The organism is Ensifer adhaerens (assembly GCF_013283195.1).
GTDB lineage: Bacteria > Pseudomonadota > Alphaproteobacteria > Rhizobiales > Rhizobiaceae > Ensifer > Ensifer adhaerens_G.
The window spans coordinates 1,178,281-1,191,216 of record NZ_JABEKT010000001.1 but is presented as its reverse complement, the minus strand read 5'-3'; the positions used below and the strand labels follow the sequence as shown (position 1 = coordinate 1,191,216).

General features: G+C 58.2%; 5 protein-coding genes. All 5 read right to left on the bottom strand.

Going from position 1 to position 12,936, the window contains the following annotated elements:
• Window positions 1-9: 9 nt before the first annotated feature.
• The 5 genes from LPJGGPFB_RS05555 to LPJGGPFB_RS05535 are packed head-to-tail and all read right to left on the bottom strand — an operon-like array spanning window position 10 to window position 12,810.
• A complete protein-coding gene (locus LPJGGPFB_RS05555) occupies window positions 10-771 on the bottom strand; it encodes an HNH endonuclease (protein WP_210264353.1) in 762 nt (253 codons plus the stop codon).
• Window positions 762-971, bottom strand: coding sequence for a hypothetical protein (locus tag LPJGGPFB_RS05550; protein WP_173419091.1), 210 nt, complete (start codon window positions 969-971; stop codon window positions 762-764). The genes LPJGGPFB_RS05555 and LPJGGPFB_RS05550 overlap by 10 nt, the downstream gene beginning before the upstream one ends.
• A 3-nt stretch (window positions 972-974) precedes the next feature.
• Complete coding sequence (locus LPJGGPFB_RS05545; RefSeq protein WP_173419090.1) at window positions 975-4,856, bottom strand: Eco57I restriction-modification methylase domain-containing protein; 3,882 nt, start codon at window positions 4,854-4,856, stop codon at window positions 975-977.
• 3 nt (window positions 4,857-4,859) lie between these two features.
• A complete protein-coding gene (locus tag LPJGGPFB_RS05540) occupies window positions 4,860-7,631 on the bottom strand; it encodes a DEAD/DEAH box helicase (RefSeq protein ID WP_173419089.1) in 2,772 nt (923 codons plus the stop codon).
• 1 nt (window position 7,632) lies between these two features.
• Window positions 7,633-12,810 (bottom strand): DEAD/DEAH box helicase, encoded by a 5,178-nt coding sequence (locus tag LPJGGPFB_RS05535; protein ID WP_173419088.1) that lies wholly within the window; start codon window positions 12,808-12,810, stop codon window positions 7,633-7,635.
• Window positions 12,811-12,936 lie beyond the last annotated feature (126 nt).

Here is a 12,936-nt window from a genome sequence, read left to right as displayed (position 1 = left end):
CGTCGGCACTTATTCTGCCGCATACGAAAATGCAGCTCGATGCCACGCCAGTTTCTCACGATGCTTATCGCTCAACGGAAGGGGCTTGTCCCAACGGAGGAATGCCTTGCCATCCAGGCTGAGCGCGGGCGAGAAGAGCGGCCTACCTGCATCATCGAAACTCACGAGACCACTATCAAATGCGGTATCCCAGAGGGCTGACAGAAGCAGGCCATTGTGGACGTCGAGCCGCTCAGCATCGCTGTCGCAGTCTTTCCAAGGCTTGATGTGGGAGGCACGCAGAAGTGCCTTGTCAGCAATACCCGTCAAGGGGCAGCGTCCCTGCCAGTATTCCATCAATCGCTCGCGAAAAATGTCCTGCCCGACCCGTTGGACCACAAGTCGCTCCGCTTCGGTCGTTTTCGGAAGACCCTTCGTCTCCTGAAGGAACTCCTGAAGCGGCGCATCCGGGAGGCTCACCGCGAGCTGGTAAGTGCGCGGCATCGCCGCATAAAGCAAACCCAAGTCAGCGAACCCAAAACGCGCGATGCCGGGTCCTCCTGCATCGGTAGGTTCCAGGTCGATCTCCGCGACGACGCCCGGGTGATCAATCGCGAGGAGCCAGCCACCATTGTTATCGCGTGCGAGCCAGAGCGAACCTTGCGCTGTCGTCGAGGTGTAATGCCGCCAACCATCGATTTCGCCATGTGTCCGGCGAAAACCGTTCTGAAATGCGACCTTGTCGCATTCCTGGTGGGTGACGAAGGATTGGGGCCTCTCGATCACAAGCATGAATGCCCATCCAGCCGATCAAACAGTCCGGCCCGCATCTTCCTGAGCGCAGGCAACACTTGCTTCTCTTTGACGAGCGCGCGCAGCTCGTCGATGGCTACCCCGCCGGTCCGGGCAATCTCGGCACGGACGAAGTCCTCCGGAACTGAGTGGAGCCGTGCGAGCCCGCCCCGGCTGACTTCTATGCGATCCTCGGCCATGCGTCACATCCCCATCGCGCTGAACTCACCGCAGGCTTCCATCCTGTCCCAGGCCTCGAGAACAAGGCGGCGGGTGCGGTATTCGCCGTGTTGGCGGACTTCCTTTTCCTTGAGGACGCGGAAGGTTTCCGACGGGTAGTCGGGGCCTTTTACGTCGGCGGGATCGAGGATGTAGCGCAGCTCCTCGCGGGTCAGGCCGTATGCGCGGGCGTAGAAGGCGTCAAGATCGGCGCGCAGGTGGGCGCGACGGTCCTCATCCCAGGCAAAGGGCGGCCCGTCATACCCCAGATCGCGGGCGAAGGGGGCGAGGCTGTGCGAGGTGTAGGTGAGTTCCAGCACTCGAGGCACGATGAAGTCGAGGCTTTCCTGATCGTACATGGAGGGTGGAACCACCGGAAGCTGCTTCAATATGAAGTAGTTCAAGTGCGTACCACCAACTTTCTGCCTCGCCGCATAGTCTAGCGGCAGCGAGCCCAAGTTTGCTACTAGAACGGCGCAATCAGTGGGCAGATGCTCCTTACCAAATATTATTAGTGGTAGGTTGTTGCCCAGCGCACAAACGGGAAACACCGTGGCAATAGTTGTTCGTTCGTTCATAGCGTTGGTAGTGTCGCGCCATCCGAACAGCCACTTTGCTGACCAGTTCCGCTCGATGAGCCACTGATTGATTTGTGTACTTTCGACCCACCAGCGCGGCAGCGCGCTATAGTTTGGAGACAAATGGTCGCGTTGCGAAACATCCGAGAAGGTATCTGTCCGAAAATCATAGCTCGCCCAGCGATGATCATAGTGATGGATCATCTTTGGTTCAAACAGAGGAAAGTACTCTTCACCATCTTTCCCCGACCAGATGTTTCCATCTAACGTGGCGCCAATACTCACTAAATTTTCTTGCGTGCTAAATAAACTGCTGTCGTCGGTTAAATTCAAAATTCGAGAAAGATCTATGTGCCAGCGGTCAGCTAGGACTACCGTTTCATCTATCAAGCACTGTGAATTTTCATAAATTTTCTTTGTAAGGTCGGCGTCAAAATTTGACCTGAATACAGGGCAAGTACGTGTATTCGGGTTAATCAGGCTAATTTCTTCAAAAGACAATCTAAATCGCTTTCTACTGTCGGCAATTTGGGCAATGTTCGTAGCAAAAAATACCAAATCTGCTTGCATTGCGCCGCTTCCGATTGTCAAAAGCGAGAATTTCATAGCCCGATGAATTGGGAACAGGCCCTCTTTGTTCTCAAAATCATAAAGACAAATAAGAAGTCGACTTGCCACCAAGTGGTCAAAGAAACGCTTGTTTCCGTCGTCCGTCGCGATACCGCTTTGAACGATCACGCCACAACGGCCATTCTTGCGAATGAGGTTCAAAGCCAACTCGGCAAACAAGGCATAGAGATTCAGCTTTCCGTGCGCTGTAAGCGAAAAGCGTTCTGAAGATTTAACAAACTCCTTGGATCCCTCGACTCCCCTCAGAGCTGAACGGTAATAGGTCCAAAGAAGCGGGTTCCTTGTTTCGAGCGTCGCCAAGGCGAGTTTTCGACTAGCTCCTGCAAGCGTTGCAATTTCAGGTGCCGGCCCTGCAAAGAACTCCTCATCGCTGAATTGCATGACCTCCCAAGGAGGATTTCCGAGTACCACGTCGAACCCGCCGCGCTGAATCACATCGGGGAATTCTAGTGGCCAGTGAAAGGCTCGGGCTTTGCGGGCAGCCTTGGGCGCCTCGACCATCGCTTGGCGCATGTTGCCCTGGTTGAGGGCCATCCATAGTTCCTCGGTCGTCGGCACGGTGCGGGCCGAGGCCCCCGCCGGTGCACCGCCGACCTTTGGCAGCAGGAAGGCCGCCACATAAAGGTCCGCCGCAGCTTTGGCGCGGACAAAGGTCTGCCCCTTGCGCAGTTCCTTGAAACGCTTGGCCTTGGCCCCGATCTCTTCCACGGTATCCTCGGGCAGGTCGCGAAAGCCCGAGAAGTCCAGCGCCAGCGGTTTCATCCCGGGCATCGTGGCCTGGCCAGTGCCGAAATCGAATCCGCCCTGACCGGATGTCGCGGCGCGGTTGGCTTGCAGGTAGTATTTCGCTGTATCCTTGTCGTCACCCGTCAGCGGCTTGTAGGCGGCATCGGGGATGCCGTCCTGCAGCACCTGCAGGTCGAAGACGCCGAGCAGGGCATCGCCGCAGCGGATCTGCGCGTCGAAGAAGCCGAGGGGAAGGCCGGGGTCCACCGTCTCGATCCAGAGCGCGACCTTGGTCAGCTCGACCGCCATCGGGTTGCGGTCCACTCCGTGGATGCAGCAGCGCGCGACATCGCGCAGCGCATGGCGGAAGTCGGCGAGCGATGGTGTGCCTTCGGCCCGGATGCGCGCAACCCGTGTCGCGATGCGGCGGGCGGCTGCCAGCAGGAAGTGGCCCGAGCCGCATGCGGGGTCGATGACCGAAAGCTTGAGCAGCGCCTTGGCGGGATCGTCTGCCTCTGCCTCGGTCTTGTCGAGGACGGGGTCGAGGGCTGTGTCGAGCAGCGCCTGAACGAGGCTGTCGGGCGTGTAGTAAGAGCCGGTGGTCTTGCGCTGATTGCCCTTTTGCTCGGCCGCCTCGGACGCGAAGACCAGCGTCTTGCCGTCATCGCCCAACTGCGGCTGGAGTTCGAGGAGAGATTCATAGACTGAACCCAATTCCTCGGTCTCCATCGCGCGCCAATTGACCGGCACCATGCCGTTTCTGTCGGCGAGCCAGGAGAGGCGATAGAGCGCCTCCATGAAGGCCCGGTTGCGCAGTCGGGCGGTTTCAAGGTGGGGTAGTCTGTCTTCGGCGAAGAGCCCGCCGAGGGCGGGCAATGCGAGAGCAGGCTGGCCATGCCTCAGGGCGTGGAACACAACCTTCATGCCCTCATAACGGTCACGGTGTTTGTCCCAAGTGGCGGCGCGATAGCATTGCTTGCGCAGCGACTGAAGCGAGTATCCTTCGGCGTAAAGGTTGCGAGCCTCGGGCCTTGCCTTTTCCGGATGAAGCAGGTTGCGGTCTTCGGCCACCATGAGGAAGATCAGGCGGTAAACAAGGCGCAGGAGTTCGTTGAACCACTCGGTGAGGTTCACTTCTCCAGAGTGCAGTTTGGCAGCAAGATCCGGGTTGGCTTCGAGAAAGCCGGAGCCGAGAAGCTTAAGGGCAAGCTGGACCTGATCTGCAAGGCGATCACGCGCAGCTTCGCCTTCCTTGGAGCCGGCATCGCGCCAACGCTCAAGGGGGCAATCAGTGGCGGGAGTCTCCGCCGCGCCAAAGCGGGAGCGGTGGATCAAAAGCCAGAGCACAGCGAAGGAGGCGATGTCTTCGTTCGTGAACATCTGAGCCAGATCCGCCTCGATGTAGGCAGGTCTTGTCAGCGAGGCATTGTCGCGCATCAACCGCAATTGCAAGCCGTTGGTCACGATGCCCCACAGGGCATCGTCCCTGTCGTTCAGATGATCCTGAAGGGCGAAGGCTGGGGAGCGCGATCGATCCGTCGAGAGCGTCGGGCTGCGTCGGTCAAGTTGCTCTTGCGGCGGGACAACCACGATGGGCACGCGACCAGAGGCCGACAAGGCAATCGGTACCGATGCGGCAGCGAGGTCAGCATACCCGAAGGTCTCCCTGAATAAACCGGAGATGAAGCGCGTGGTCGCGGCAGCCGACGGGTGCTCGATCTTCGCGTAGGCGTCAAAGTGCGATTGGCCCACACGGAAGGCTGTCGCGATTTCCTCGCGGATCTGCAGACCCTTGCGAACCGAATAGTCCTCGGGGGACTGCTCCGGCGCCTGGCGCTGATCGATCTTGGCGATCATTGCCGGAGCGATCAGGTTGCCTTCAAGACTTAGCGATGGCCATGCCGACATGTCGGTGATGGTTTTGCGCGCCATGGATTACACCTCCCCCGGAACAAGCACGAAGAGGCCAATGACATCAGGGGGAATGATCGGCTCGACTGTGACACGAGACGCCGAACCTGCGGCGGCACGCAGGCGCGCGTGGTCTTCAACCAGCTCTGCGGCCCGCTTTCCAACAAACTCGGCAATGGGGCCGGCCAGCAGATCCGGAAGTGCCATCCGTGCCGCGTTGATCATGCGATCACGGGCAACTGGTGCGAGATCCGCGGTCGCAGGGGAGGCGAGCAATTCGCGCGCCTTGCTGCCGGAAGCAAAAACAGTGTTGCTGTCGAGGGCAACGAGTGCCGCTTCTTCCGCCAGCAAAAGGCGTTCGCGTCTTGCATGAACCGTCAGCTTGTAGCGAATGCGCAGGAGTGCGACGCGCGTCATCTGGGTGACCGCGGCACTCGGCCAGGCACCCACGCGACCGATGCCCAGATCCGGCAGCGATTCACTATCAAGCGAGGCTTCAAGGAGGCTTTCCGCCAAGGAGGACGTCAGCGGGTGCGTTCTAGTCAGAAGGGATGTCCCTGACGGTGCCGGCTCCTGCATTGCGAGCTTGATGGATCCCTTGAGGCCCAGTTGTTCCAGCTTTTCCTTCAGACTGGGCTGAAGGGCATGCACATGGGCGAGCTGCAATGACTTCTTCTTTTCCAGCGGAACTCCGAACCGCGACATGGCCCGTTCGACAAATTCAAGCGTCTCATCCGGTGACCCGAGCAGAGACTTGACCTTCTCCCATTCCGGAGCGACGTCACTCGGTTTCATGGCATTCTGTGCAAATCTAGCTCGCGAACGCTTCTCATTTTCGCTTGCATCTCGCCACCGGGTCTCCATCACTTGGATGCCGTTTCTCAGTTGAAGGTCGAGGGTGAGCTGCTGCTGGACTCCGCCACCGCGGCGAAGCATCATCGCGGCCATCAGCGCATCGGTGACCGGTCCGCGCTCATCTGGTAGCGGAACAGTAACGCCAGTCGCCTTTCGGATTTCCTCTGCTTTACGGAGAATCACGTCAAGCACGGCGCCGTCGATCGCGCTATCGGGCGAAAACATCATGACCGACCGTACGAGCTCGGCAGGCTGGCCGAAGCGATCCACACGGCCTTCACGCTGTTGATGGCGCGTCGGATTCCAGGAGAGATCATAGTGGATCACCGTGTCGAACAGTTGCTGAAGGTTGATACCTTCGGACAAGCAGTCAGTAGCGACGAGAATACGCTGTTCGTCGGCGTCTACATTCGCCGCCGCCATTTCGGCAACGCGATCGCGGCGTTCGTCCGGTGTCAGCTCTCCCGTCACGGCTTGCACGTTCAGTCTGGGGAAGGCTTTGCGAAGCCCTTCCTTCACATGTTCCGCCGTCGCGAGGTAGCGGCAGAAAACGACGGGGTTCGCGCCTTCCTTGATCAAAGGCTTGAGGGCCTTGATGAGGGCATTCAGCTTGGGATCATCCGCTGAAAGTAGCGCAGTGGCCTTATCAAGCAGCCCTTGGAGCGCGGGATCGCTAGAGAAGACCGTGTTCGGCTCGATGTCGACAGCGTCTTCATCGTCGCCATCCTCGTCATAGATCTGCGGCTCGAGGCGTTCATCTTCGTTAGACGCCCGATTTCGCAGCGCACTCATTGCCGCAGCAGGAGATGACCCGACACAGCGCATCAGTGCCAGCGTGCCCCAGAAGGCAAGACGGCGATCCTTCTGCCTATCTCCCGCCCGAGAGACGACAGCGAAGCAATAATCGAGGACGGCCTCATGAAATGCTCGATGTTCGTCGTTCAGAGGGTACGAGTATTCGGTGGTCTCGTGCTTGGGGAAGGCACGGTTTTCGTCCCATGCCCCCTCGACGAGATCGACGCGTCGCCGCTGAACGAATTGTCTGGCAAGGCGCTCTCGGTACTTTGGGTCATCAAAGTTCACGGTACCGAACTCCCGGTCGATCAACGACAGGAGCCGGGCGAAAGCTTCTTCATCCCCGGAATGCGGCGTTGCTGTCAGCAGGATCAGCCGACGCTCGGGATCGCGTGAAAGGCCTTGCAGCAAGTCGAAGCGCTGCTGCCTCCCTTTATGGGTCCCAACGCAGGCATGGGCTTCATCTACGATCACGAAGTCTGGGCACGCCCTGGCAAAACCATCGCGACGCTTTTCGGCCTTGATGTAGTCGAGACTGACGACTGTGAAGGGGTAAGCATCGAACAAGGTCTGCGCCAACGGCAGATTTCGCTCCAGACGTGCGGCCGTCCCGGAGGTGACGGCAACAGCGTCGATCCCGAACCTGTCCTTCAGCTCGATGATCCACTGATCAACGAGATGAGGTGGGCATAACACCGAAAAGGCGTCGACCTCACCACGATCCATGAGTTCGCGAAGAATCAGGCCCGCTTCGATCGTTTTGCCGATGCCGACGTCGTCAGCGATCAGTAGGCGCGGCACCTGGAGGCGCAAAGCCATCAACAATGGGACGAGTTGGTAGCTGCGCGGCTCGAATGAGAGCTGCGCGGCCGAGCGGAACGGCCCCGCGCCGCGACGAAGGGTCAGCCGGAGCGAATCCGCAAGGAGTGCCGCCTTTGACTGGACTGTCGGGCGAGCATCGTCCGGCAGGTCAAAGCGAGCAGCTTCGACAGGCGTCAGTTCGAGATCCGGTGCGAGAACGACGATGTCGTTTTCGTTACCTGAGAGAGGGCGTAGAGCGAGGAGCCCCTCCCCGGGTGTCGGCAAAGCTACCCATTCCCGGCCGCGTGCTTTGATTAGGTCCCCAGGAGTAAAATTCAGTGTCATATCAACCTGCAAAATTCTTGATGAAACCGTCTGGTAGCCCTTCGGACGAAACTTCGGGCAAGCTGTATACAACCCAGCCCTTGCTCATCGCATCCGCCTCAGCTTCCGATGTCAGCTCTTTGGTCGACGCAGCAACCATGCTTGCACGCCACGCAAACTCGAACTCAATGCCTCCGAAACGTACGGGCATTGTATCGATCTGAGGAATGCCAGCGGCTCCGAACGCCTCAAGCCAAGGCGATACCACTGCGCCTGATGCTGCCTTTGCCGCTCGGGAAATCTCCCCGCGACTCAGATCGATTAGGAACTGCGCAACTTGTGGGCTCGCGCGATTGATCAGCTCGTGGTCTGGCTGATTGAAGTAGGAGAGAAGGCAGCGATAGCAGCCACGCACGCAGCTCCCATCCTCTTTCTCCTGCAGCAGATCTGAATCCCCCGCCGCAATCGCAGCATCTACATTTTCGAAATGCATCAAGCCGAGCGCCGTCTTGGCGACCTCATTGATTGCTTTTCCGTCGTCAATCAGGCGCGTAAGCACGCCGGCTCCGCCTTCGGTCGCCTCATAGGTGAGAATTGCTCGCCTGTTATCTCTCGCGGGCAACGGCTCACTCAGGATTTCACCTTCCTCGAGCTGGAAGACCACCTCTATCCCACGCAGCAATGCATGTTGGACCGTTGCGATCGTTTCCGGCTCGTATTGTTCTGGCCTTTCAAAGCGGAGCAGCAAGGCATTCTTTCGGTCGCGAACGATTGGCACTATTCGGACCGGTTTCACCACATCCGGCGGCACATCCGTGTCACCATCCTCGCCGTCGGACTTCGCCCAGTAACCGGATCTGGGATCTATGTGGAAGCCGAAGACGGTCTGATCCCTTCGACGCTTCAGGCCCTTGTTCAAGCGGCTGATTTCGGCGCTATTGGCGTATTGAAGTGACAGGAGCGACGTTTCTTCGCAGACGAACTTGGCGTTGCTCACTTGGACCTGGCCATCCTTTTTCGGCCAGGAGAACACGGTCTGGATATCAAAGCCCTGCCGTACCCGTTCTTCATCGTTTGCCGTAATGCGCTCAGTCGGCGCCGCTTCGACATTGTCGATACGAAGCGTCTTCTTGATGGGGACCTCTCCAGCCATGTGATTGTCGCACCCGTGACAACGCTCCACTTCGCCTTCGTGGGACGCACCACAGTTGGAGCAAATGTAGATGTCCTTGGTCGCCAATTCGGATCCATCGCCTTGGCGTACCTCGGGGGGCAGCTTAGCCTTCATAACCCGGTAGGCACGGCCTTCATGGTATATCAGACTGCGCGGCCCGAACTCGGAAATGGCCAGAAAACGGGCCCTGGACAGGAATGTGCCGGTTTTCCCTTCACCGGGTACAAACGCGTACAGCGGTAGGCGTGGGAAATTGTACCCAGGCAGGAAGCCTTCCGTCGCAAGATACCGATACGAATAGAAATCGGATCCATTCGAGGCCTTGCCTTGTTCGAGGATTGCGATTTGATCCTGGGCTTGCATCTGCGCGGCCTTGATCTTGCGTCGGTCCGCTCCCGAGAGCCCAGTGATCTCCGAGCGCTTGTTCGCCTCGGCCAACTGCGTTCTTGCGGAGCTGTAGAGCTCACGCCAACGGTCAAATGCCCGATCAAATGCCTTCGGCGCGTTCATGGCCGTGTGAAGAACGAGCTCGTCCGGATCTTCCATCCAGATTGGGGTCTTGCCACCATCGGACGCCAGAATCTGTTTCAGAACTCGCGCCATCGGACCGCGCGCCTGAGAGACAAGAGTAGACTTCGAAATTACCGCCAGAACCTCGTCCTTCAGCGGGAATTTATCGCCGTGAAGGTCCAGGATTTCAGGAATATCTGGGGAAAGCGCCAATTTCGCTTCCGCCAGCCAAACCGCATGAAGGTGCGACCGGACAAGTTCCTCATTCGTGATGTCAAGCGCGGGCGGCCGAACAACACCGGCCACCATATCATTGCGCCGTTCGAAGAAATACTGGTCATGCGGAGATCCCGAAGCGCAGTACGTCACGACAACCGCGGCCTGCCCAGACCGTCCGGCACGTCCAGCGCGTTGTGCATAATTCGCTGGCGTGGGCGGTACGTTGCGGAGATACACGGCGTTCAATGCGGAAATGTCGACGCCGAGTTCCATCGTCGGGGAGCAGAATAGCGCTGGCAAAAACCGGTCGGTTTCGCCGGTTGCTCGAATTTCCGTGCGGTACTCCGAGGTAGCGAGATGTTGCATATCATCCTGTTCGAACCGGAACCGCCATTCACGCCATTCGCGCTGTTTCTGCGATACCTGCGCCGTATGTTCACGGCCCTCCAGGCCCCAGTAGGAACTGCGCCCATCGCCAAAGTCGTTCGCGATCGCGGTGTAAAGGTCATGGAAGTATCGGTTGCCGCGCTGGCTTTCATCAGAAAGCGCGGGCCCGGGGATAAGCCGGACCGCGGATGGTGACAGGCGCCAGCCTGTGACGTCACCATCGAGCTCGACGGACACAAGCAACCCTTCATCGCTCAGGAAGGCAAGCACTCCCTCCATGAACTCGTAATACTCATCCTTGTTCAGCTTCGCGCCTAGGACGGATTTCCGGTTCAGGAACCTTGCGATTCTGGAATTGGGGCCAGCCCGGAGAAGAGTTTGTTCTTCGCGAAGCGTGACCACATTCTTGCTCGCCCCACGCAGGACCAGGGAAGAGCGTGCTCTCGGGTTCTCCTTCTGGTCAATTGCCCATGGGGCTTGAAGCAGCATACGGGATTTCTGAGCCACACCATCGAGGACGGTCAGGTCTAAGGCCTCGGTCTGAACAGCCAGGCCTTCGAGCATCGCAGACAATATGGCCTTGAGAATAGCCTGCCGCTGATCGATGCCGAGATCGCCAAGAGCTGGATGGATGGCCATGAAGCGCTCGCGATCTTCAGAAAGTTCCTCAAGGCCGAGGAAATTAACATCGATCAGATTGAGAACAGACAGGCTGGGGTTGGTGAAGCGCCATCCACGGCGTAGGTCCGTCCAGACACGATGGGCGAGCACTTTAGCGAGCGAACGCTGTGCGTCTTCACGGATAATGGCGCCAACATTCGCGTCCAGAAGCCAATGCTGCCTAGCCTCCTTGTTGGCTGCGGTGAAACCAAGCGCCTTCACTACCTGAAGGCCGAACTCGTCTTCTGCAAGGCCTCCTGAGCCAGCGGAGATTACCGCGCGAAGAATGGCTCCGCGCAATAGGCTTACGAATAGGAAGTCATTGAAATGACCTGACTGTAATGCAGCATCCTGACGATTGTCTGTGAAACCCAACAGTTTGCGCTTGGTCGCAGGTACGCCGCTGCCCGGTTTGTTCATCCACTCCAGGGCACTGGCCACGAGTAGCGTTGTTGCAGAGCTCCGCCCTTCGCCGGAGAGCCCTGCAAGCTTGCTGCGTTCACGCATCCCTTGCGTGGGCTCGTCATGACAGCAAAGACAGAAGGCGAACCTCCCGGGGATGAACCAGAAATCATTCCCGCCCGTTCGGTGGCGGCCGTCTGCACCCACCGCGTATGATATTGGGGTACGCTTCTTACGATAGCCTCTCAGCCGCTCGATGCCATTCTTTTCCTCCCGCCAACTCTCAGGGTAACCCTCAAGCTCCCCGGTGAACTGAAAGTCATTATCGTCGACATTTACTGGGCAGAGATAGCCGGCAACCTCGTCGTCCTCAATATCGAGCGGGGTGTCATCAATGCTTCGGGGAAGAAAACGTAAATCCCCATCATCCTCGACCTTCGTCACGACGTGGTATTCTTGACCACAGCTTCTGCAAAACCGCGTCGGATAAAGTCGGTTGCCAGGCGCATCCGGATCCTCAAGCTGCCCCTCGAGAAGAATCCGCCGGGGTTGGGCTGTGAGTGTCGTAAATACTTCGCCTGCGCCGGAGATGAAACGATGGAGCTTGAAGGCGAGAAAAGCACCATCCTTTGCGCCGCCGCGCTCATTCTCAGGCAGACTTATGCGGGTCAGGAACGTTTCGAGATAGTCGCGGCAGGTTTCGGCGTCGACCCCAGTGGCCAGCGACAACTTTTCAATAGCTTGTTCGAACGGGATCGGCCTTTTTCTGCGGAGTTCGAGCCCGTCGTCCAATCCGAGTTCCAGCTCCGCCCACACTGAGAGCGGGTGGTGCTTCAGGGTCTCGTCGTCGAGTGCGTCCGGGAGGGGCTGCGTTAGGACCTTGCTCAAGGCGCCAACGACGTGCTCAGTCTTCAAGGTGTCATCTGTGGCACGCTGCAAGGACTCGTCGATGACCGCATCCGGTCCAATCTCGGTGCCAAACAGTCGTGATGCGACCTTCGCGACAGCAAGTGCGCGGCTCTCATCCGATCCCTCGGATGCCATCGTTGCCGAGGTGCCGATGCAGATTGGTTCTTTGTCAGGAGAGCATCGATCACGCAGACGCCGAACTAGGACTGCGACATCGGCTCCCTGGCGTCCGCGGTAGGTGTGCAATTCGTCGAGAATGATGAACTCGAGGCCGGATGCGTTTGCGATTACCTGCGAGTCCAGATCGTCCTGCCGCGTCAGCAGCAATTCGGCCATCATGTAGTTTGTCAGGAGAATATCTGGCGGGTTGGCGGCAATGCGCTCGCGTTCCTCTCGGCTCTCCTGACCAGTGTAACGCTTTACCACCGGTCTGAAATCGTCAGGCAAACCAGAACCAGCGATGAACTTGTCAATTTCCTTCATCTGGCTGTTAGCCAGGGCGTTCATCGGATAGACGATGATTGCTGACGTCCGGCGCGGTTTTCCTGCGCGACGAGCACGGATAATTGCGTCGACAACTGGCACAAAGAAGCACAGGGATTTCCCCGAACCTGTGCCGGTCGTGACAACGTAGCTCTTGCCCTGCTTCGCCTTCGCAATCGCTTCGGCCTGGTGCCGATGGAAGCGAAGTGGTGTAGCTCCGAACCGGAAGACCTTGCCTGTGCCCTCGTCAAGGTCACCTGTGGCGACGAGTTCATCGACCGTCGGCCCAGCCATAAAGCACGGGTTGAGTGATAGGAGGGCATCAGGCCAGAACTTTCCGGCGTCGTACTGCGCGTCGATCTCGGATTTCAGGTCAGGTGCCCGAATCGCGCTGAAGGAACGCGAGAAGTGCTCATAGGCGCCTATTAACTGGTGATCAAATTCGAACGCTTTCATCGAGATGCCCAACTATCTGAACGACAAGAACTTTTTTACGATAGACAGCAGGGAGTGAAAGTACAATTGGGTTTTCGATCATCACATTGTGGAAAATGCCGCCCCACTTCAAAGGTTTAGATGTGA